Origin of the sequence: Xanthomonas sp. NCPPB 1068, assembly GCF_041479385.2 — a bacterium.
Lineage (GTDB): Bacteria > Pseudomonadota > Gammaproteobacteria > Xanthomonadales > Xanthomonadaceae > Xanthomonas > Xanthomonas cannabis.
On the sequence record NZ_CM192986.1, the window covers coordinates 3,305,541 to 3,326,834 of the forward strand.

General features: G+C 65.3%; 18 protein-coding genes and 1 riboswitch. Of the genes, 11 read left to right on the forward strand and 7 right to left on the reverse strand.

Annotated elements, in window-relative coordinates; all coding sequences use genetic code 11:
• Nucleotides 1–7 precede the first annotated feature (7 nt).
• Both ACCQ12_RS14065 and ACCQ12_RS14070 read left to right on the forward strand, forming a co-directional pair.
• A complete protein-coding gene (locus ACCQ12_RS14065; RefSeq protein WP_166744568.1) occupies nt 8–577 on the forward strand; it encodes a YceI family protein in 570 nt (189 codons plus the stop codon).
• Between the two features lie 129 nt (nt 578–706).
• The gene (locus ACCQ12_RS14070) at nt 707–1,282 is read left to right on the forward strand and encodes an excalibur calcium-binding domain-containing protein (protein ID WP_372382003.1); all 576 of its coding nucleotides are present in this window, start codon (nt 707–709) and stop codon (nt 1,280–1,282) included.
• A gap of 93 nt (nt 1,283–1,375) precedes the next feature.
• Here the strand turns inward: ACCQ12_RS14070 and ACCQ12_RS14075 are convergent, their stop codons facing one another.
• Nucleotides 1,376–1,609: a glutaredoxin family protein gene (locus tag ACCQ12_RS14075; protein WP_047697417.1), complete on the reverse strand. Its 234-nt coding sequence runs from the start codon at nt 1,607–1,609 to the stop codon at nt 1,376–1,378.
• Nucleotides 1,610–1,695: 86 nt separating this feature from the next.
• Between ACCQ12_RS14075 and ACCQ12_RS14080 the strand changes: the two genes are divergently transcribed.
• Together ACCQ12_RS14080 and ACCQ12_RS14085 are read left to right on the forward strand one after the other, a co-directional pair.
• Complete coding sequence (locus ACCQ12_RS14080; RefSeq protein WP_047697415.1) at nt 1,696–3,078, forward strand: L-serine ammonia-lyase; 1,383 nt, start codon at nt 1,696–1,698, stop codon at nt 3,076–3,078.
• Between the two features lie 503 nt (nt 3,079–3,581).
• The gene (locus ACCQ12_RS14085; RefSeq protein ID WP_372382004.1) at nt 3,582–4,589 is read left to right on the forward strand and encodes an alpha/beta fold hydrolase; all 1,008 of its coding nucleotides are present in this window, start codon (nt 3,582–3,584) and stop codon (nt 4,587–4,589) included.
• A gap of 199 nt (nt 4,590–4,788) precedes the next feature.
• Here the strand turns inward: ACCQ12_RS14085 and ACCQ12_RS14090 are convergent, their stop codons facing one another.
• From ACCQ12_RS14090 to metX, 3 genes are read right to left on the reverse strand one after another with little or no spacing between them, the layout of a single operon-like run.
• Nucleotides 4,789–5,877, reverse strand: a complete 1,089-nt coding sequence (locus ACCQ12_RS14090; RefSeq protein WP_166751949.1) for a homoserine dehydrogenase family protein — start codon at nt 5,875–5,877, stop codon at nt 4,789–4,791.
• Nucleotides 5,874–7,091, reverse strand: coding sequence for an O-succinylhomoserine (thiol)-lyase (locus ACCQ12_RS14095; RefSeq protein ID WP_372382005.1), 1,218 nt, complete (start codon nt 7,089–7,091; stop codon nt 5,874–5,876). Before ACCQ12_RS14095 ends, ACCQ12_RS14090 begins: the two co-directional genes overlap by 4 nt.
• Complete coding sequence (gene metX, locus ACCQ12_RS14100) at nt 7,088–8,119, reverse strand: homoserine O-succinyltransferase MetX (protein ID WP_123137288.1); 1,032 nt, start codon at nt 8,117–8,119, stop codon at nt 7,088–7,090. The genes ACCQ12_RS14095 and metX overlap by 4 nt, the downstream gene beginning before the upstream one ends.
• 71 nt (nt 8,120–8,190) lie before the next feature.
• Nucleotides 8,191–8,311, reverse strand: a riboswitch (SAM riboswitch).
• A 129-nt stretch (nt 8,312–8,440) separates the two neighbouring features.
• Here metX and ACCQ12_RS14105 point away from each other — a divergent pair.
• The 4 genes from ACCQ12_RS14105 to ACCQ12_RS14120 all read left to right on the forward strand — a co-directional run bounded on the left by ACCQ12_RS14105 (nt 8,441) and on the right by ACCQ12_RS14120 (nt 13,813).
• Nucleotides 8,441–9,352, forward strand: coding sequence for a M23 family metallopeptidase (locus ACCQ12_RS14105; RefSeq protein ID WP_372382006.1), 912 nt, complete (start codon nt 8,441–8,443; stop codon nt 9,350–9,352).
• A 127-nt stretch (nt 9,353–9,479) separates the two neighbouring features.
• Nucleotides 9,480–11,084: a peptide chain release factor 3 gene (locus ACCQ12_RS14110; RefSeq protein ID WP_047697401.1), complete on the forward strand. Its 1,605-nt coding sequence runs from the start codon at nt 9,480–9,482 to the stop codon at nt 11,082–11,084.
• A 75-nt stretch (nt 11,085–11,159) separates the two neighbouring features.
• A complete protein-coding gene (trhA, locus tag ACCQ12_RS14115) occupies nt 11,160–11,804 on the forward strand; it encodes a PAQR family membrane homeostasis protein TrhA (protein ID WP_166751950.1) in 645 nt (214 codons plus the stop codon).
• 116 nt (nt 11,805–11,920) lie between these two features.
• Entirely contained in the window at nt 11,921–13,813 is a 1,893-nt protein-coding gene (locus tag ACCQ12_RS14120; RefSeq protein WP_372383619.1) for an AsmA family protein, read from the forward strand.
• A 161-nt stretch (nt 13,814–13,974) separates the two neighbouring features.
• On the opposite strand, the gene ACCQ12_RS14125 is transcribed toward ACCQ12_RS14120, so the two are convergent.
• Genes ACCQ12_RS14125 through mtgA form a run of 3 tightly spaced genes read right to left on the reverse strand, consistent with a single transcriptional unit; the run spans nt 13,975 to nt 16,149 of the window.
• Nucleotides 13,975–14,403 carry a CBS domain-containing protein gene (locus ACCQ12_RS14125; protein ID WP_039413432.1) on the reverse strand — a complete coding sequence of 143 codons (429 nt, stop codon included), beginning with the start codon at nt 14,401–14,403 and terminating at the stop codon, nt 13,975–13,977.
• Nucleotides 14,363–15,409, reverse strand: coding sequence for a glycosyltransferase family 2 protein (locus ACCQ12_RS14130; RefSeq protein WP_372382007.1), 1,047 nt, complete (start codon nt 15,407–15,409; stop codon nt 14,363–14,365). The genes ACCQ12_RS14125 and ACCQ12_RS14130 overlap by 41 nt, the downstream gene beginning before the upstream one ends.
• 2 nt (nt 15,410–15,411) lie before the next feature.
• On the reverse strand, nt 15,412–16,149 hold the full coding sequence (mtgA, locus tag ACCQ12_RS14135) for a monofunctional biosynthetic peptidoglycan transglycosylase (RefSeq protein WP_184556597.1): 738 nt from the start codon (nt 16,147–16,149) through the stop codon (nt 15,412–15,414).
• 75 nt (nt 16,150–16,224) lie between these two features.
• On the opposite strand from mtgA, the gene hslO reads away from it, so the two are divergent.
• The 3 genes from hslO (at nt 16,225) to ACCQ12_RS14150 (ending at nt 21,195) form a co-directional block, all read left to right on the forward strand.
• Nucleotides 16,225–17,115, forward strand: coding sequence for an Hsp33 family molecular chaperone HslO (gene hslO, locus ACCQ12_RS14140; RefSeq protein ID WP_047697393.1), 891 nt, complete (start codon nt 16,225–16,227; stop codon nt 17,113–17,115).
• A gap of 152 nt (nt 17,116–17,267) precedes the next feature.
• A complete protein-coding gene (locus ACCQ12_RS14145; RefSeq protein ID WP_372383620.1) occupies nt 17,268–18,104 on the forward strand; it encodes an XOO1806 family protein in 837 nt (278 codons plus the stop codon).
• A 241-nt stretch (nt 18,105–18,345) separates the two neighbouring features.
• Complete coding sequence (locus ACCQ12_RS14150) at nt 18,346–21,195, forward strand: TonB-dependent receptor domain-containing protein (protein WP_104579825.1); 2,850 nt, start codon at nt 18,346–18,348, stop codon at nt 21,193–21,195.
• Nucleotides 21,196–21,294 lie beyond the last annotated feature (99 nt).

Below are 21,294 nucleotides of genomic sequence, written 5' to 3' on the forward strand. Positions count from 1 at the left end.
AATTCCCATGACGTCCAAGCTGTTCGCCTCTCCCTTGCTGGTCGCCGCGTCGCTGGTCGCCACCTTCGCCAGCGTGCCGGTGCTGGCGGCCGACTATGTCCAGGCCCCTGGCTCGACCCTGGTATTCGCCAGCAAGTACGACGGGGAAGTGTTTACCGGCAAATTTCCCGGCTTCGACACCACGCTGAGTTTCGATCCGGCCAATCTCGCCGGTGCCAAGCTCGATGTGCGCATTCCGCTGGCCGGCGCGATCAGCGGCAACAACGACCGCGACTCGACCCTGCAGGGGCCGGATTTCTTCAATGTCGCCAAGTTCGCCACCGCACGCTATCGCGCCGACAAGTTCCGCGCCCTGGGCGGCAATCAGTACGCCGCCGACGGCACCCTTGAACTGCGCGGCGTCAGCAAGCCGGTCACGCTCACCTTCACCTGGACCCCCGGCGCGCAGCCGGTGCTGGCCGGCAAGGCGGTGGTCAAGCGGCTGGACTTCGGCGTGGGCGGCGGCGACTGGGCCGACACCAAGACCATCCCCAACGAGACTGCGATCAGCACCAAGGTCGTGTTGAAGGCGAAGTAACGCCGCAGGCCGCAACCGGACGCGGCCACTGAGCGGCGGGCCACTCGTCGGGTCCGCCGCTTTTTTTGCCCATACGTTGGATGACACCGTAAGACAGCTAGACTCGGCCACCACTTCAGGACGCCGACGATGCGCACCCACGGAACCTTGACCCGCTGGAATACCGACCGTGGGTTCGGCTTCATCACGCCCGCCCACGCCGGGGATGACGTGTTCGTGCATGTCTCCGCATTCCCACGCAGCCCGGAGCCGCCGCGCGTGGGCGAGTTGATCTCCTTCGAAACGGAACCGGGTCCCGACGGCCGCCGCCGCGCAGTGCGCATCATGCGCGCCGCTGGGCATGGCGCCGGACCCGTCCGCTCCGCGCCACGCGCGGCCTCGCCCGCCAATCCCGCACAAGGACTGAGCCTGGGCAAGGTGCTGCTGCTCATGCTGCTGGTCGGTGGCGGCGCAGTGGCCTATCAGCAGCGCGATCGGCTGGCCGACCTGGTTGCACCAACAGCGGTCCCCGACCAGACACCCGCACCGTCACGCGTACCAGCGACCGCCGCTGCGGCATCGCCGCAGTTCAGCTGCGCAGGACGCACGCATTGCTCGCAGATGAACTCCTGCGCCGATGCCAGGTACGTACTGCAGCATTGCCCCGACACCCGGATGGATGGCGACGGCGACGGCGTGCCTTGCGAAGACCAGTGGTGCCGCTGACGCGAGCAGACTGGCCGGCCTCGCCGTCAACCAGCTTCGCCGTCGCCCCTTGCGCTGCCACCTGCAGATCGTTGAGGCGCCGGATCGGCTGGCTCAGCTGCCGGCGCCCTGCAGCCACGCCCGTAGCGTGGGTACATCGAACGGCCACGCCAGCTCGCGTCCGCGGGCATCGCGCAGCACCGGCACCCGCGCACCGTAAGCGGACTCCAGCGCCACATCGTCGTCGATGAACACGCTGCCGAACTCGCCCGCGCGCGCCTGCGCCAGCACTTCCACCGCCTGGTCGCATAGATGGCAATCGTCGCGCTGGTACAGGGTCAGAGCCACCGGACAGGTCTCATGTTGCGCTGCAGCCGTGCCGCAATCGTCGAGCGACTAGAATAGCCGGCTTTACGCTCACCTCTCCGGCACGCATGGCTGTCAGCACGTTCGACCTGTTCAAGATCGGTATCGGTCCGAGTTCCTCTCACACCGTGGGGCCGATGCGTGCCGCCGAGCGCTTCGTGCACCGGTGGCTGCTCGATGCCGGGCGCCTGCAGGACGTGGTGCGCATCCGTGCCGAAGTGTTTGGCTCGCTGGCCCTGACCGGCCGCGGCCATGGCACCGACAAGGCGGTGCTGCTCGGGCTGGAAGGCCATCGCCCGAACCTGATCGATCCGGACATCATCCCCGCCACGCTGGAGCGCATCCGCACCAGCAAGCGCATCACCCTGATGGGCCAGCACGCGATTGGCTTCGACGAAAAGCGCGACCTGCCGATGAACAAGCGGCAGAAGCTGCCGTACCACACCAACGGCATGCGCTTTACCGCCTACGACGCCAATGAGGCGGTGATCGCCACGCGCGATTACTACTCGGTGGGTGGCGGTTTTGTGGTCAATCAGGACGACGCTGCCGACGACCGCATCGTGGCCGACGAGACGCCGCTGCCCTACCCATTCCTCAGTGGCGACGAATTGCTCGCGCAATGCGCACGCAGCGGCCTGAGCATCGCCGCGCTGATGTTCGAGAACGAAAAAAGCTGGCGCAGCGAGGACGAGATTCGTGCAGGCCTGCGCGAGCTATGGAGTGCAATGCAGTCCTGCGTGGCGCGCGGCATCCGCGAGGAAGGCACGCTACCGGGCGGCCTGAACGTCTCGCGCCGCGCACCGGCGCTATACCGCGAACTCTCGTCCAAACCCGAAGCGGCCATGCGCGATCCGTTGACCACGCTGGACTGGGTCAACCTGTATGCGCTCGCGGTCAACGAAGAAAACGCGGCCGGCGGGCGCGTGGTCACCGCGCCCACCAACGGCGCGGCCGGCATCATTCCATCCGTACTGCATTACTTCGACCGGTTCTGCGCCGGCGCCTCCGAGCAACGCATTTTCGATTTCCTGCTCACCGCCGCGGCCATCGGCATCCTCTACAAGGAAAACGCCTCGATTTCCGGCGCCGAAGTCGGCTGCCAGGGCGAGGTGGGCGTGGCCTGCTCGATGGCCGCCGGTGGCCTGGTTGCCGCACTCGGCGGCAACCCGGGACAGATCGAAAATGCCGCCGAAATCGGCATGGAGCACAATCTCGGCCTGACCTGCGACCCGATCGGCGGGCTGGTGCAGATCCCGTGCATCGAGCGCAACGCAATGGGCGCGGTGAAGGCCATCAACGCCAGCCGCATGGCCATGCGCGGCGACGGCAAGCACAAGGTGTCGCTGGACAAGGTCATCAAGACCATGCGCGACACCGGCCGCGACATGCAGGACAAGTACAAAGAAACCAGCCGCGGCGGCCTGGCGGTAAACGTCATCGAATGCTGAGTCAGTCGTGGGCGAGAGTGGCACCGAGTGAGCGCTTGGAGTGTCGAAACAATCCACCACACAGGCGCGCGCCGATCTCCAGGCGAAGGTTTGCCAGGCGCGCGTTGATGTAAGGCCCCTGTCTCGCAAGCAGAAGAGGGGCGCACAGCTCGAATCACAAAACACCTGGCGTGAACAGCTGCACTCCCCTTCTCCCGCAGTCGGCAGAGGGCGCAGAGCGCCAACGTGGCAGCACCTAGCGCGAACCGGTGCATTCCCCTTCTCCCGCGCAGTCAGCACAGGGCGCAGAGCGCCAACGAGGCAGCACCCTGCGCGAACCGATCCACTCCCCTTCTCCCGCACGCGGGAGAAGGTGCGCGAAGCGCGGATGAGGGCAACAGGCATCGGCGCCTGCACTGGTCACCCAAGCCATCGCCAGCAACGCGCCGGCAGCGCCCGCCAAACGTTACCCGGCTGTACGTCCCCACCACATCTCCGGCTGTACCGTCACAGGCTGGATTCGGATGGAGATCACGATGCAAAAGCGCGCTTGCACCCTCACGCTCGCCCTGGCCTGCAGTCCGCTGATGGCGCAGGAAGCCAGTTATGGCCCGCGCCTGGAAGGCTTCGACTACCCGCACCCGGTCAAGACCTACGCATTCACCTCGCAACGGCAGCCGCTGGAAATGGCCTACCTGGATGTTGCGCCAACCGGCACACCCAATGGCCGCACCGCGGTGCTGCTGCATGGCAAGAACTTCTGCGCCGCCACCTGGGAAACCACCATCGCGGCCCTGAGCAAGGCCGGCTACCGCGTGATCGCACCGGACCAGATCGGTTTCTGCAAATCCAGCAAACCGGCGGCCTATCAGTTTTCGTTTGCGCAACTGGCCGACAACACGCATGCGCTGTTGGCCAAGCTCGGCATCGAACATGCGGTGGTGGTCGGCCATTCGATGGGCGGCATGCTGGCGATTCGCTATGCGCTGATGTACCCGCAAGCCACCGAACATCTGGCGCTGGTCGACCCCATCGGCCTGGAAGACTGGAAAGCCGAAGGCATCCCCTGGCGCAGCGTCGACGCCTGGTACGACAACGAACTGAAAACCAGCTTCGAGCGGATCAAGAAGTACCAGATGGACGTGTACTACGCCGGCCAATGGAAGCCGGAATTTGAGCGCTGGGCGCGCATGCAGGCCGGCATGTCGCTGGGCAGCGGCAAGCAGGCGGTCGCCTGGAATCAGGCACTGACCTACGACATGGTGTTCAACCAACCGGTGGTCTACGAACTGCCAAAACTGGCGGTGCCGACCACGCTGTTCATCGGCCTCAAGGACCGTACCGCCATCGGCAAGGACGCCGCACCGCCGCAGGTCAAGGCGCGCGTCGGCGATTACACCACGCTGGGCAAGCGCGCGGCGGCCGCAATTCCGAATGCGACACTGGTCGAATTCGCCGACCTGGGACATTCGCCGCAGGTGCAGGACCCGACACGCTTCAATGCCGCGTTACTCAAGGCGGTGACGCGGTAAGCAGCACCGGCGGCAACACCACTTGCATGACCAACGCGTCCTTGAAAGCAACAGCTCGCGTACCGGCGAGCTGCTGCTGGAGACGCTTGCAATCGCGGCGTGCAACCAGGTCATCCGCGCAGTCGATGACGCCATCGACCGCATGCGCGCTGACGATAGACCCCAAGGGGAGCCGCGCCGCCCACGCTTTCTCAATCAGCTACCCGGCCACGATCCGCAACACGTCATCCAGCAACGCGGCCGCCGTTACCTCGGCACCCGCGCCCGGTCCCTGGATCAGCAACGGCTGCGCGCGATAGCGATCGCTGCTGATGGCGACACGATTGTCGGTGCCGGCACCACCTGCCAGCGGGTGATCCAGCGCCAGCTCCCGCAGGCCTACGCTTGCGCCATGCGCGTCCACCCGGCCGACAAAGCGCAGGCAGCGCCCTGCGGCGCGCGCCTGCTGCCAGCGCGCACCAAGCCCGGCATCCAGCGCCTCCAGGTGCGCATGCAGTTCGCCCAACGGCACGTTGGCGAGGCCGGCAGGCACCAGCGATTCCACATGCACCTGCTCGGCCTCCAGCTGCCAACCGGCCGCGCGTGCCAGGATCAACAGCTTGCGTCGCACGTCTTCGCCAGACAGGTCGATGCGCGGATCCGGCTCGGTATAGCCGGCTGCCACCGCTTCACGCACGCAGCCGGAAAACCCACCACTGCCGTCGTACCGGTGAAACAGCCATGCCAACGATCCCGACAACACACCTTCGATCGAATGGATATGGTCGCCGCCCGCCACCAGCGCACGCACGCTGCTCAACACCGGCAGGCCGGCGCCCACGGTGGCGCTGTCGCCGTAATGCGCGCCGGTGGCATGGCGCGCGGCCTGCAGCGCCTGCGCACGCGCCAATGCCGTGCCCTGGCCCAACTTGTTGGCGGTGACCACGTGGACGCCGCGGCCCAGCCATTCCACATGCCAGTCGGCCACCACGTCGCTGGCGGTCGCGTCCACCAGCACATCGCCGGCGCGCAGCGCCACCGTTTCTGCCCAGGGCTGCAACACCGCCTGCCCGCGCGGGGCGGCATTGGCCTGCTGCAGCGCCTGTTCCGCACTTACGCCACAGTCGTGGGCAATGCGCGAATTGGCCAGCCAGTCGAAGCGCGGCAGCCGGAGCTGCCGCTGCTGCAACGCGGTGTAGCGCGTCACGAAGGCACGGCCCACGGTGCCGGTACCCAGCAGGGCCAGGCGTGGGGTCGGGGTCACCGATGCAGCCGATGCACGACGCGACTCGGGCAGCACGCTGCTCACGCGTCGACCTGTTTGCGGGTGTCGGTGGTCAGGGTGGCCTCGGCGCGCGCCAGACCGGCGCGTAGATCGATCAGCAGGTCTTCGGCCGATTCGATGCCGATCGACAACCGCAGCAACCCATCGGAAATTCCGGCCGCAGCGCGCGCTTCGGCGGTCATCGCCGCGTGCGTCATCGAGGCCGGATGCGCGATCAGGCTTTCCACCCCGCCCAGCGACTCGGCCAGGGTGAAATAGCGCAAACCATCGACAAACGCGCGCACCGCCGCTTCGCCACCGTTCAATTCGAAACTCATCATCGCGCCAAAGCCCTTCTGCTGGCGCGCGGCCAGCGCATGGCCCGAATGCGCCGCCAGTCCCGGGAAATACACCTGGTTGACCACCGCGTGCCCATCCAGCAATGCAGCGATCGCATCGGCGTTTTCCTGGTGCACGCGCAGCCGCGCGTCCAGTGTGCGCAGGCCGCGCAAGGTGAGAAAGGCATCGAACGGCGAGCCGGTCAGGCCCAGCGCGTTGGCCCACCACACCAGCTGCTGATGCAGCTCGGCATCGCGTGCCACCACCGCGCCACCCACCACGTCGCTATGGCCGTTGATGTACTTGGTGGTGGAATGCAGCACCAGGTCGGCACCGAATTCCAGCGGCTTCTGCAGCGCCGGCGACAGGAAGGTGTTGTCCACCACGGTCAACGCGCCGACCTTCTTCGCCGCTTCGATGACAAAGCGCAGATCGGTGATGCGCAGCAGCGGATTGGACGGGGTTTCGATCAGCACCAGCTTGGGCGACTGGGCCAGTGCATCGGCCAGCGAACGCGGATCGGTGAGGTCGGCGGTGATCAGCGCGAAGTGGCCTTTCTTGGCCAGCGCATTGAACAGGCGCCAGCTGCCGCCGTAGGCATCGTGCGGCACCACCAGTGTGTCGCCGGGCTGCAGCACCGCGTTGAGCACCAGGTTGATCGCGCCCATGCCGGTGGAGGTGATCACCCCGCCCGCGCCGCCTTCCAGTTCGGCCAGCGCTTCGCCAAGCAGGTCGCGGGTGGGATTGCCACTGCGGGTGTAGTCGTACTGGCGCTTGTTGCCGAACCCGTCGAAGGAAAAGTTCGACGACAGCACGATCGGTGGGGTCACCGCACCGTAGGCGGTGTCGCGGTCGATGCCTGCGCGCACGGCGGCGGTAGCGGCGGTACAAGGGGCGTCGGCAGGGTCACGAAAGCTCATGCGGTTTCTCCGGTGCTGCGAAGGGCAGTAGTGAGGATCGCGTCGATGCGATCGATTTCTTTCAGGAAGGCGTCATGCCCATACGGCGAACGCAGCACGCGCAGGCTGCCGCGCGGGCCCAGGCCTTCGACCAGGCTGACCAGGTCGGCCAGCGGCACCAGACGGTCGCCTTCCACCGCTACCACGACGGTGGGCACGCGCACCTGCGCCGGCTCGATGCGGTGCAGGTCGATCGATTCGGACAAGCGCAGGTAAGCGGTGACAGGCGTGCGCGCCACGTACTGTGCGCCGGCGGCATCCAGATAATCTTCGGCCGCCACACGCACACGGCCATTGATCACTTCCGGTGGCGCGTCGAAGCGTTCGCTGAATTCTTCCGGCGTGCGATAGCTGAGCATGGCGAACTGCCGTGCCAGCGCCAGCCCGTGATGCTCCGCGCATTGCAGCTGGCCCAGCGCCACCGCGCGACGCTGCAATGCGCGCCAGGCCGCCGCGTACGGATGCGCACGATGCGCCCCGCTCACTGCAATCAAGGTGCCCACGCGGCCGGAATGACGGGTGGCAAACTGCAGGCCGACCAGCGCACCGTACGAATAACCGACAAAGCCGTGCAGACGCGCGATACCCAGCGCATCCAGCAACGCGGCAATCGCGTCGGCCTGGTCGGCGGTATCGATCGGCGCATCCAGCGTGCCATCGGCGCCAAGAAAATCGAATGCCAGCAACCGGCGCCGCGCCGGGTCCAGTGCACGGCCCGCGCCCACCAGACCCTCAACCCAGCCCTTCTCCGCAAAGACCTCGCTGGCGGCCAGATGCCGGTGCGCCGAGATGCCGCCGGCCACGAACACCACCGGCGCAGTGGCAGCACCGATCAACTCGTAGCGCAGGCGCACCTCGCGCATGCCGGCATGGCGCATCGGCAAGGACACGGCAATGTCGCCGCGCACAGCGAGCGGGCCGTCGATCTCGGCGGCGTGGGTATCTGGATAATCAGTGGTAGTTGGCGATGCTGTGGTCACGAGGCTCATGGCGATATCCGGGGTGGATCGGCCATCGAGCTTCGCGGGAGCTCGCGTTCGACGTGCGGAAGGCACGAGTCGAACCATCTTTCGGCGGACGCGAAGGTCCCCGCAGGATTTGGCACCAAACGCGGGCGCTTGCGCGCTCCGCTGGCTGCCCCGGCATCAAAGGGCCTGTCCCTCCGCCGGTCTCGATGGTGAGGCAAAGATGCCACCGGCCTTGTGCGATGTCAATCTCTTCATGCGGATGGAAAGATATATTTTCATCCGATACCACCCAGCACTGTGATGGGCGGCATACTTGCGCCCCCACTCGTCCAAGCCAATCGCGTGCCTCACCGCGTTTCTTACCCGTGTTCGCCCGTGCGTCTGGCGGTGTGGCTGGCCGCCTTGCTGAGCGCTGCACTGCCTGTCCAAGCGCAGCAGCGCTGGCATTGGGGCAGCGATGCGACCATGAAGCCGGCGGCGGCCATCCCGGCGCCGACTGGCGCTGCCCCGACCGGCGCCGGTCCTGCCCTGCAGCTGGAATGGCAGGCGCCGGTCTATCTGGCGTGGGTGACCAATCCGCTGGACGGGCCGGCGCAAGTGCGCCTGAGTGCGCCACCCACCGACGACTATCGCGCCGTGCCGCAGCTGCCGCAGACCCTGTCGCTGGCCGCACGCGAGCGTCGCCTGCTCACGCGGCTGTATCCGGCCAGCAACCAACGCACGCTGGACGGGCTGGGCCTGAAGCTGGACCTCGTCCCCGGCGATCCGCGCGCCCAGCCCCGACCGGTGCACTACCAACTACCGTTCCGCGACGTGCCGATCCTGGTGGATCAGGGGTTTGGCGGCCAGTTCAGCCACGCCGATCTGCCCAACTGGTACGCCCTGGACTTCGCCCTGCCGCAGGGCACGCCGGTACTGGCGGCGCGCGAGGGCGTGATCATGGAGGTGCGCCAGGACGTGAGCGAGGGCCGTGCGCACGACCCGCGTGCCGGCGGCGGCAACCTGGTGCGGGTGCTGCACGCCGACGGCAGCATGGCGCTGTACGCCCATCTGGCTCCGAACGGGGTGGAAGTGGGCGCCGGCCAGCGCATCGACAGCGGCCAGCGGCTGGGTACCTCCGGCAATACCGGCTACAGCACCGGTGCGCACCTGCACTTTTCGGTGCAACGCAACGCAGGCCTGCAGCTGGTGTCGGTGCCGTTCCGCATGCTGGGCCCGCAAGGCGAACTGCAGTTTCCCTCCCCCGCCCCCTGAGCGGCCTTGCACCGGGCGGCGACTCACCCGGCCTCGGCAGATCACCCGGCAGGGCCTGCCCGCCGAAGCCGCTATAATCATCGGCTTCCTCAGTTTCCGCAGGCGTCCGACCGGGCGCGCCCAGCCCATGTCCGAAGTCTCCAACGAAGCCGCGCGCCGCCGCACCTTCGCCATCATTTCCCATCCCGATGCCGGCAAGACCACGCTGACCGAAAAGCTGCTGCTGTTCGGCGGCGCGATCCAGATGGCCGGCTCGGTGAAGGGCCGCAAGGCCGCCCGCCACGCCACCTCGGACTGGATGGCGCTGGAAAAGGAGCGCGGCATCTCGGTGACCTCCTCGGTGATGCAGTTCCCGTACGAGGGCAAGATCGTCAACCTGCTCGACACCCCCGGCCATGCCGACTTCGGCGAGGACACCTACCGCGTGCTCACCGCGGTGGACTCGGCGCTGATGGTGATCGACGTGGCCAAGGGCGTGGAAGAACGCACCATCAAGCTGATGGAAGTCTGCCGCCTGCGCGACACCCCCATCATGACCTTCATCAACAAGCTCGATCGCGAGGGCAAGAACCCGATCGAGCTGCTGGATGAAGTGGAAACCGTGCTCGGCATCCAGTGCGCGCCGGTCACCTGGCCGATCGGCATGGGCCAGCGCCTCAAGGGCGTGGTTCATCTGATCACGGGCGAAGTGCATCTGTACGAACAGGGGCGCAATTTCACCCGTCAGGACTCGACCATCTTTCCGTCGCTGGATGCACCCGGCCTGGCCGAAAAGATCGGCGAGCAGATGCTGGCCGAGCTGCGCGATGAGCTGGAGCTGGTGCAGGGCGCAAGCAATCCGTTCGACCTGGAGGCCTATCGCGCCGGTCAGCAGACGCCGGTGTTTTTCGGCTCGGGCGTCAACAACTTCGGTGTGCAGCCGCTGCTGGACTTCTTCGTCGAACACGCGCCGCCGCCGCAGGCACGCGACACCACCGGCCGCCGCGTCGAAGCGACCGAGGCCAGGCTCAGCGGCTTCGTGTTCAAGATCCAGGCCAACATGGACCCGCAGCACCGCGACCGCGTGGCGTTCATGCGCGTGTGCTCGGGCAAGTTCACCGCCGGCATGAAAGCCCTGCACGTGCGCAGCGGCAAGGACCTCAAACTCGCCAACGCGCTGACCTTCATGGCTTCCGACCGCGAGATCGCTGCCGAAGCCTGGCCGGGCGATGTCATCGGCATCCACAACCACGGCACCATTTCCATCGGCGACACCTTCACCGAAGGCGAATCGCTGTCGTTCACCGGCATCCCGAACTTCGCGCCGGAACTGTTCCGGCGCGCGCGCCTGCGTGATCCGCTCAAGCTCAAGCAATTGCAGAAGGGCCTGGCGCAGCTGTCCGAAGAAGGCGCCACCCAGTTCTTCCGCCCATTGATGAGCAACGACCTGATTCTCGGCGCCGTGGGCGTGCTGCAGTTCGACGTCGTGGCCTACCGCCTCAAGGACGAATACGGCGTGGATGCCATCTTCGAGCCGGTGAGCGTCACCACCGCACGCTGGGTGCATTGCGCCAATGCCAAGAAGCTGGAGGAATTCCGCGAAAAGAATGCCGGCAACCTGGCCATCGATGCGGCCGGCGAGCTGGTCTACCTGGCACCGACCCGCGTCAACCTGCAGCTCGCGCAGGAACGCGCACCGGACGTGCGCTTCTCGGCCACCCGCGAACATGCGCATGCCAAGGCAGTCGATTGACCCACGCTTGAACTTTCGCAAGCGTACGCTACTGCCTGCAATGCGAATTGCGCGCAGTTGCGGTACCTTTTTGGCATGAATGCAGACGCTTCCCCCTCGACCGACCTGCGCGACGAAATTGCCAGTGCCGTGACCCACGGCCTGGGTGCCATCGCCGCCCTGGCGGGCGGCTCGGTGCTGATCACCCTGGCCGCCATCTATGGCGATGGCTGGCAACTGGCCACCTCCATCGTCTTCAGTGCCACGCTGGTGCTGCTCTACGTCGCCTCCACGCTGTTCCATGCCATTCCGCATCCAGGCGCCAAGGCGCGTCTGCAGGTGCTCGATCACTGCGCGATCTATCTGTTGATCGCCGGCACCTACACCCCGTTTACGCTGATCAATCTGCGCGGCCCCTGGGGCTGGGGCCTGTTCGCCGCGATCTGGACGATTGCCGCGGCAGGCGTGATCTTCAAGCTGTTTTTTACCGGGCGCTTCCGGTTGCTGTCGACCGTCCTGTATCTGGCGATGGGTTGGCTGATCATCGTGGCGATCCAGCCCCTGCTTGCCTCGGTCGACACCTGGTCGCTGTGCTGGCTGCTGGCCGGCGGGCTCTTCTACACCCTTGGAACGTACTTCTATCAACGCGATACGCAGCGCTACTTCCATGCCATCTGGCACCTGTTCGTGCTTGCCGGTAGCGCTTGCCACTTCGTTGCGGTGATCGAACAAGTGGTGTGATGGCGCGCGGCGTGTTCGCGCCCCGTGCACGAGGCATCGCCAACCATGCGCACGTGAACAACGTGACCCCTGCCGCTGCTGCCCACACCTCCCGCCCACCGCGTCGCCGCCGCTGGCTGATCGGGTCCGGCATCGTTGCCGCCATCATCGTGATCTTCGTGCTGGTGTTCGACTGGAACTGGCTCCGCGGCCCGGTCGAGCGCGTGGTCAGCGCCAAGACCGGTCGCGAGTTTCGGCTGGGGCACCTGGATGTGGACCTGGGCCGCACCACCACCGTCCGCGGCGAGCGCATGCGGCTGGGCAATGCATCCTGGTCCAAGCGTGGCGCAATGGCGGAAGTGAATGCTGCCGAGATCGATGTCGAGCTATGGCCGCTGCTACGCGGCAAGGTGCGCCTGCCGGAGATTCGTCTCGAGCAGCCGTCCGTCCTGCTGGAAGCCGGCAACGACACACATCCGGGAAATTGGGTGTTCGACCAGAACGATGGCGGCGGCAGCATGCCGCGCCTGGGCCGTCTGTTGGTCAGCAACGGGCGGCTGCAATACGTCGACGATGCCAACCGCTCGGACATCGACGTGGCAATCAACAGCCTTGCACCGCCTCGCAGCGACCAGCGCGCCGCACCGATCGGCATCGGTGGCAAGGGCCGCTGGAAGGGCTACCCGTTTACGTTGAAGGGCGATACCGCTTCGCCGCTGGAGCTGAGCCAGAGCGAACACCCCTTCCGCATCGATCTGCGCGGCAGCGCCGGCGCCACCCGTACGCATGTGCGCGGCACCTTGACCAATCCGTTCCAGTTCCGGGTGTTCGATCTGCAGATGGCGCTCAGCGGCCAGGACATGGAAGACCTGTACCCCCTGACCGGCGTGGCCATGCCGTCCACACCGCCCTACACCCTCGACGGCCGGCTGCGCCGCGATGGCGACGTGTGGCGCTACGAAAAGTTCACCGGCACCGCTGGCGACAGCGACCTGTCCGGCACTGCCGAAGTGGACCTGCGCAACAAGCGTCCACTGTTGCGCGCCGACCTGGCGTCCAAACGACTGGATTTCGACGACCTGGCCGGTTTCGTCGGTGCACCGCCCAAGACCGGTTCCAACGAGTCGGCCAATGCCGAGCAAAAGAAGCAGGCCGCGCAACTGGCCGCCAGCGCGCGCGTCCTGCCCACCACGCCCTACGACCTGTCCAAGCTGCGCGCGATGGATGCACAGGTGCGTTGGCGCGCGCAGCGCATCAATGCGCCTTCCTGGCCACTGGACGACATGGATGCGACGCTGAAGCTGAAGGACGGTCTGCTGCAGCTGGACCCGCTCAACTTCGGCGTTGCCGGTGGTGACATCCGCTCCACCATCCGCATGGATGCGCGCAACGAGGTCATTACGACCCAGCTGAAAGCCGGCATTCGTGGCATCCGCCTGGACCAGTTGTTCCCCGATGCCACGCTCGCCAAGCAGGCCTCCGGTGCGATCGGCGGCGAGCTGGACCTGCGCGGTCGCGGCAACTCGATCGCTGCGATGCTCGGTACTGCCGACGGCTCGATCGGCGTTGGCATGGGACGCGGCCATGTGGGCAACCTGATCATGGAACTGGCGGGCCTGGACATTGCCGAATCGCTGAAATACCTGGTCACCAAGGACCGCCAGATTCCGGTGCGCTGCATCTTCGGCGACTTCGGCGTGCAGGACGGCCTGATGCAATCGCGCGCATTGGCCTTCGACAGCACCGACACCATCATCGTCGGCGAAGGCACCATCAGCCTCAAGAACGAGACGCTCGACCTGCTGCTGCGCCCGCGCCCCAAGGACCGCAGCATCCTGAGCCTGCGCTCGCCGCTGCGCATTGCCGGCACCTTCAAAGACCCCAGCTTCCGCCCGGATTTCAAGGCACTTGGCGTCCGCGGCGCCATTGCGGTGGCGCTGGGCAGCATCGCGCCGCCGGCGGCGCTGCTGGCGACCTTCGAGCCCGGCCCGGGGCAGGACAGCGATTGCGGCGGCAAGTACGCGCAGTAACAGCGAGCAAACGGACGGCGGCACAGTCGTCGTCACGACATCTGCCTGCAACCGGGCGATGCAAGCCACGCCCGGTGCCACGCTGCCATCGTCAGATACGCCGCCAATCAGCAGCACGCCTCAGGCGTTCAAGCTGCTTCGACCGCGACAACGCAGCGGGATCAGCTGGCGATATAACGCTGCAATTGATCGATATCGCGCTGCTGGGTCTCGATCACCGCCTTGACCAGATCGCCGATCGAGACAACGCCCTGCACGCGGCCGTTTTCGACCACCGGCAGATGCCGAAAGCGCCCGTCGGTCATCAGCTGCATGCAACGCTCCACCGAGTCCGATGGCGAAACCGTCACCACTTCAGTGCTCATGATTTCGGCAACGCTGGTGGTCGATGACGACCGATCGCGTAGCACCACCTTGCGCGCGTAATCGCGCTCGGACACGATGCCGACGAGGCGCTGCCCGTCCATCACCAGCACCGCACCGATGCCTTTCTCGGCCATCAGCCGGATCGCCTCGATCACCGCGGCATCGGCCGCGACGGCAAATACCTCAACCTGCTTGGTCCCCAACAGCTGTCGTACGGTCTGCATGGCCCGCTCCGCGCTTGGTCTGATCGTCGCAGCCTACTCCCACCGCGCCGTGGTGGGTATCGACCAGGTACAGCGGGCGCTGCTTGGCTTCGTCATACAAGCGCCCCAGGTATTCGCCGATCAATCCCAACGCAATCAGCTGGATCCCGCCCAGGAACAGGATCACCGACATCATGGTCGGCCAGCCGGCCACCGGGTCGCCCATCAGCGCCGCCTTGACCACCACCCACGCCCCGAACACAAAGGCCGCCAGCGCTGTCAGCAGCCCGAGATAGGTGGCGGCGCGAAGCGGCACGGTGGAAAAACTGGTGATGCCGTCGAGCGCGAAATTCCACAACCGCCACACGGTGAATTTGCTGCGCCCCGACAGCCGCGGCGCGCGCCGGTACGGTAATGCCACCTGACGGAATCCAACCCAGCCGAACAATCCCTTCATGAACCGGTGGCGTTCGCGGAGCTGCTGCAAGGCCTGCACCACACGCGGCGACAGCAAGCGGAAATCGCCGGTATCGGCTGGAATCGGCGTGCGCGACAGGCGCCGGATCACCCGGTAAAACGCGTGCGCTGCGCTGCGCTTGAGCCAGCTCTCGCCTTCGCGGAACACCCGCGTCCCGAAGATGTTGTCGTATCCAGCACGCCATAGCGCGACGAATTCGGGGATCAATTCCGGCGGGTCCTGGCCATCGGCATCGAGCAGCACCACGGCACCCGGCAACACATGGTCCAGACCGGCAGAGACCGCCACTTCCTTGCCGAAATTACGCGACAGCCGCACCACGCTCACCTGCGTATCGGCCTGAACAAGCGCCTGCACGACGTCCCAGGTGCCATCGGTACTGCCGTCATCGACATACAGCACACGGGTCTGCAGGTCCTGCAGGCCCGCCAGCACGGCGCACAGCCGCGGATGCAGCAACGGAATGCTGGCCTCTTCGTTATAGGCCGCGATCACCACCGTCAGGCGCGCGGCGGCATCCGGTGGCTGGGCTGCGTCGACGATGTGCATGCTCACGGCGCCTGCAGATACGCAGCGCCGCCCAGCTGGCGCGCCTGACGCTGGATCCAGGCCGTGCGCCGCTGCACATAGGCACCCGGGCGGCGTGCGTCATAGCGACGGGGCGAAGGCAGCACCGCTGCCAGACGCGCCGACTCGGCGGCCGACAGGCCGGCGGCATCCTTGCCCCAGAACTGCCGCGCAGCTGCCTGTGCGCCGTAGACCCCGTCGCCAAACTCGGCCACGTTGAGGTACATCTCCAGAATGCGTTGCTTGGGCCAGAGCAGTTCGATCAGCACCGTGTACCAGGCCTCCAGCCCCTTTCTCACCCAGCTGCGGCCTTGCCACAGAAACACGTTCTTGGCGACCTGCTGGCTGATCGTGCTGGCACCACGCACCCGCCCGCCGCGCGCGTTGTGATCGCGCGCTTTCTCAATGGCCTGCAGATCGAAACCGTGGTGGATCGGAAACTGCTGGTCTTCTGCAGCCACCACCGAAATCGGCAGGCTGGCGGCGATCTTCTCGTAGTCGCGCCATTGCTGGTGCAGCGAAAAACTCCAGTCGCCGTCGCCCCACGCCTCCAGATAGCGGCCCACCATCATGCTGCTGACCGGTGGATCCACCACCCGCAGCACCAGCACCTGCAGCACGCTGGCCGCCGCAAACAGCAGCGGTGCCGCCAGTATCCAGCGCAGCCAGCGCCTGCGCCGCCCGGGCGCACCCTGCTTGCCATCCAATGCATCCGTCCCCATTAGTGTGCTTCGACCTTCAATCCCGATGCCTGCCACATTATCCGGCAACCGGCGTCCCTTACGTCCGATGTCTCCATGACCGATCACGATCAGCTTTCCCGCTTCCTGCTGCCCGCCGCCGGCGTACGCGGTGTCCATGTGCGTCTGACCCAGGCCTGGCACGACATCCAGGGCGCCGCCGAGTACCCGCCGGCGGCACGCCAGCTGCTGGGCGAAGCGGCGGTGGCGTCGGCCCTGTTCACCGGCCATACCAAGGTCGACGGGCGGCTGTCGGTGCAATTGCGCGGCAACGACACCCTGCGCACCCTGTTTGCCGAATGCACCGCTGCCGGCACCTTGCGCGGCATCGTGCAGTTGGCCGATGGCGCGGATGCTCCCACCGACCTGCGCGAGCTGGGCGAGAGCGCACTGTTGGCCATCACCATCGAGAACCCCGGCCTGGACCCGCGCGAGCCGCAGCGCTACCAGAGTCTGGTCGGCCTGCAGGCCCCCGATCTGGCCGAAGCCTTCGAAACCTACTTCCAGCAGTCCGAGCAGCTGCCAACACGCCTGCTGCTGGCGGCCGGCCCGGATCAGGCTGCCGGTCTGCTGCTGCAGAAACTGCCCGGCGACGAAGGCGACAACGATGGCTGGACCCGCATCGGTGCACTATTCGACACCCTCGGCGCGCCGGAATTGCTGTCGGTGGCCGGTGAGGACCTGCTGCATCGCCTGTTCCACGAAGAGGACGTCCAGCTGCTGGGCAACAGGCCGCTCAGCTTTGGCTGTTCCTGCTCACGCGAACGGGTGGCTTCGATGCTGCAATCGCTGGGCGAGGCCGAAGCGCGCGCCGCCGCCGAAGACACCGGCGAGGTAGAGGTGCGCTGCGAGTTCTGCGGCCGTGAGTATCACTTTCCGTTGACCGAACTGGACGTACTTTTCAGCGCAGCGCAGCCCTCCCAGCAGGCGCCGGAACGGTTGCAGTAGAGAGCATCGCGGGCGCGTTCTGGGGAGCGTGACTACTTGTTAAATAATCATAAACACCCTAGCATCTTCCCTGCCCGCTCTCGGGAACTTAACAACTGCCCCTGGGTCTGATCTCTGGTATGCGACACCTTCTGCGCCTTCCGCTCGCTCTGCTGGTTGCCCTTGCGGCAGCCACGGGTGTGCATGCGCAGTCGACGTCCCAGCAGCTCCGCGAAAGTACGATCCTGCCGGTGTGGAACAAGGGCAGCGGCAAGGTGGAAGCCTTTCTGTACCTGGAGCCCACAGGCGAGCAAAAAGCCGGTGCGCGCTGGCATTTCGGCCGTAACTCGCTGGACGCTGCGTTCGGCCTGACCTCGGGCGATTCGCTCGGCCTGCTGTGCAATAGCAGCCGTGGCACCAACATCAGCGGGCTGGCCAGCCACTGCCTGCTCGCCGGGATCGGCGACGAGGAAGAAGACAGCGCCGCTGCCGCGCGTCGCGTTTCCGGAACGTTGAGCTTCAACCGTGCCGGTGGCCGCCTTGGGGTCACTGCAGGAACCGGTCGCGACACCCTGCCCGCCTGGTTGGTCGGCGCAGGCAAGGCTCCGTTGACCCGGGTCGAACAGAACGACCTGACCGTCTTCGGCCAGAAGAACATCGGCCGCGAAGGCTTCGTCTCGATCGGCGGCACCTATGCGCGCGCCCGCCTGGTTCCGCTGGCCGACGTCTCTCCGGCGATTGCCGACCAGTGGGACAGCAAGACCCTCAGCGTGGGCGGTGGCTATGGGGCTTTCAGCGCGAATGTGATCGGCCGCGTGGTCGACGTCCCCGGCCAACCGGAAAAATGGGAAGGTCTTGGCCTGGGCCTGACCTGGCGTACCCCCTGGAGCGGCCAGCTGACCGTCGGCGCGGAGAACGTGATCTCCCGCGGCAAGAACCCCTTTGCCCCGAACAACGACAGCAACAGCGACGGCACCATCCCGTACGTCAGGTACGAGCAGGACCTCTAACCCATTAATTTAAAAAGATTTTAAAATGCGCCACCGAGCTTCCGCCGGTGGCGTTTTGCGTTGTGGCCTCCCTCCACTGCACATCCTTTCACAGCTTTCTTCTTTTTCGTTAACGGGACTTTAATTTCCCGCACAACGCATATACCATCGGTTCACCCTGACGTTTTGGATCCGCACTTTCGGAACCCCCGGCAGGCAAACAACCCTTGGCAGTACCCAAGATCACTTGGAGAGAGAGCTAATGAATTGCAAGTCCAACAAGCTGCGCGATGCAGTTGTCCTCGCGCTTGTCGTGGGCGTGGGCGGTACCGGTACCGCCATCGCTCAAGACGCCGGCACCACCAACCTCGACAAGATCGAAGTGACTGGTTCGCGTATCAAGCGCGCAGACGTCGAAACGTCGCAGCCGGTCTTCAGCATGAGCCGTCAGCAGATCGAGTCGCAGGGCCTGACCTCGATCGGCGACGTGATCCAGAACATCAGCTCGGGCGGTTCGGCGCTCAACAGCAACGTCAACAATGGCGGCAACGGCGAAACCCGTGTCAACCTCCGCAACCTCGGCTCCAACCGTACCCTGGTGCTGGTCAACGGTCGTCGCTGGGTCGGCGGCACGGGTCTGGGCGGTGCGGTCGACCTCAACACGATTCCGACTGCTGCCGTTGAGCGCATCGAAGTCCTGAAGGACGGCGCTTCCACGATTTACGGTTCCGACGCCATCTCCGGCGTGATCAACATCATCCTGCGCCAGAACTTCGATGGCGCCGAAGCAAATGCTTATTACGGCCAGTACGACAAGGGCGACGGCAGCCGTGAGTCCTACGACTTCACGATCGGCTCCACTGGCGATCGCTGGCACGCCACGTTGGGCGTTGGCTACGTCAAGGAAGAGCCGGTGTGGGCGGGCGATCGCGAAATCTCGTCGGTCCCCGTGTTCGGCGCCGTTGCCGGAACCGGCAACAGCACCACGATTCCTGGTGGTCGCTTCGGCATTTTCGGGCCGACCGGCACCAGCGCCACCGGCACACCAACCTTCGGCGCAACGCGCTTCAACGGCACGCCCGGCTTCTCGATCACCAACGATGGTGGCACCACGCAGCGCAACTACACGGCTGCCGACAGCTACAACTTTGCACCGGCCAATTATTTGGTGACCCCGCAGGAACGCAAGTCGGTGTTTGCCGACGCCGGCCTGTCGATCACCGACAACGTGCGCTTCAAGACCACCGTGACCTACAACGAGCGTGAGTCGAGCCAGATCCTCGCGCCGATGCCGGTCGTGCTGGGCCGTTCCGCGCCGGGCACCAATGGTGCCGACATCGTCATTTCGGCAGCTAACATCTACAACAACACCGGCCGCGATATCGATTACATCCAGTACCGCGCAGAAGAAACGGGTGGTCGTATCTTCACCCAGAACGTCAAGACGTTCGGTTTCAGTGGCGCCTTTGAAGGCGACTTCGAAGTTGGCCAGCGCTTCTTCAGCTGGGAAGCCGGTATGTTCTACGGCAAAAATGACCAGACCGATCGCACTACCGGCCTGTTCAATATCTCTGCGCTGCGCAATGCACTTGGCCCGTCGTTCGTCGATGCAGGTGGTGTCGCACGCTGCGGCACCGCCGCCAGCACCATTGATGGCTGCGTCCCGATGGACATGCTGAGCGGCCCCGGCTCGTTGACCCCTGAAATGTTGAGCTATGCCGGATTCAATGCGCATGACCTGTACGGCTATGAGCAGAAGACCTACTTCGGCAACATCGGCGGCGAACTGTTCGATCTGCAGGGAGGCGCGTTTGCATTCTCCTTGGGCGCTGAACACCGCGAAGAGTCGGGCTTTGATGATCCGGACGCGCTGATCAACTCCGGCGACACCACCGGCAATGCGCGTACCGCCACCAACGGCGGCTACAAGCTGGACGAAGCCTACCTCGAACTCGCCGTGCCGCTGCTGGCCGACCTGCCGGGCGCACAGTTGCTCGATTTCAGCCTGGCAACGCGCTATTCGGATTACAGCAACTTCGGTGACACCACCAACAGCAAGTTTGGTTTCCGCTGGAAGCCGATCACCGACTTGATGATCCGTGGTAACTGGTCGCAAGGCTTCCGCGCCCCGTCGATCAACGAGCTGTTCCAGGGCGTGAGCGATACCTTCGAAGACGTACGCGATCCTTGCGCGGGCTCCTTCAGCGATGGCTCCGTCAATGGCACCCGTCCGGGCTCGTGCGGCGCAGTGCCGGCTTACGCTCAGGCCAACCCGCAGGTACGTACTGCAACCGGCGGCAACCCGAACCTGCAGCCGGAAACGTCCACATCCAAGACCTTGGGCTTCGTCTATAGCCCGGGTTGGGTGACCGGCCTGGATATCTCGCTCGACTGGTGGAACATCGAGATCGAAGATGCCATCGACACGCAGACCGTGCAGGAGACCCTGGACAGCTGCTACCTGGCCGGCATCGCCAACGCCTGCTCGCTGATCCAGCGCGAGCCGACTGGCGAAGTCTCCAACCTGCTTGCAGTGCCCAACAATATCGCCAGGATCGAAGCGGAAGGTTACGACCTGACCGTGGGCTATCGCCTGCCTGATACCGCATGGGGCAGCTTCAGCGTGGTGTGGGACTCGACCTACATGAGCAAGTTCGTGGTTGAGAAGCCGCTGCAGGATCCGGAAACCCGCGTTGGTCTGTACCGTGGCGGTTCGGCACGTGACAACAATTGGCGCATCCGCTCCAACCTGATGCTGAACTGGGAATTGGGTGATGTCGGCGGCTCGGCATCCATGCGCTATTACAGCTCGCAGGTTGAAAACTGCACCGGCGCCAATGTCGCTACTCCGGCCAACGTTGCACTGCTGTGCTCGGATCCGAATCGTAGAACTGATGCTGGCGCTGCTCCGCGTAACCACGTCCCGAGCGTCACTTACACCGACCTGGCCGCTTACTGGAAGGCTCCGTGGAATGCCCGCGTTACCGTCGGCGTGAACAACGCTTTCGACCGCGATCCGCCGCAGGCCGCAACAGCGTTTGCAAATAGCTTCGACTCGCAGTACGAAATCCCGGGTCGTTTCTATTACATGCGCTACACCCAGAAGTTCTGATAAGCAGCTTGCGTAATCTGTAATCAAAAAGCCGCGACTCGAAAGAGTCGCGGCTTTTTTGTGAGTGTCGGCTTGAGTTGCCTGGGCGCGTTCTGCGAT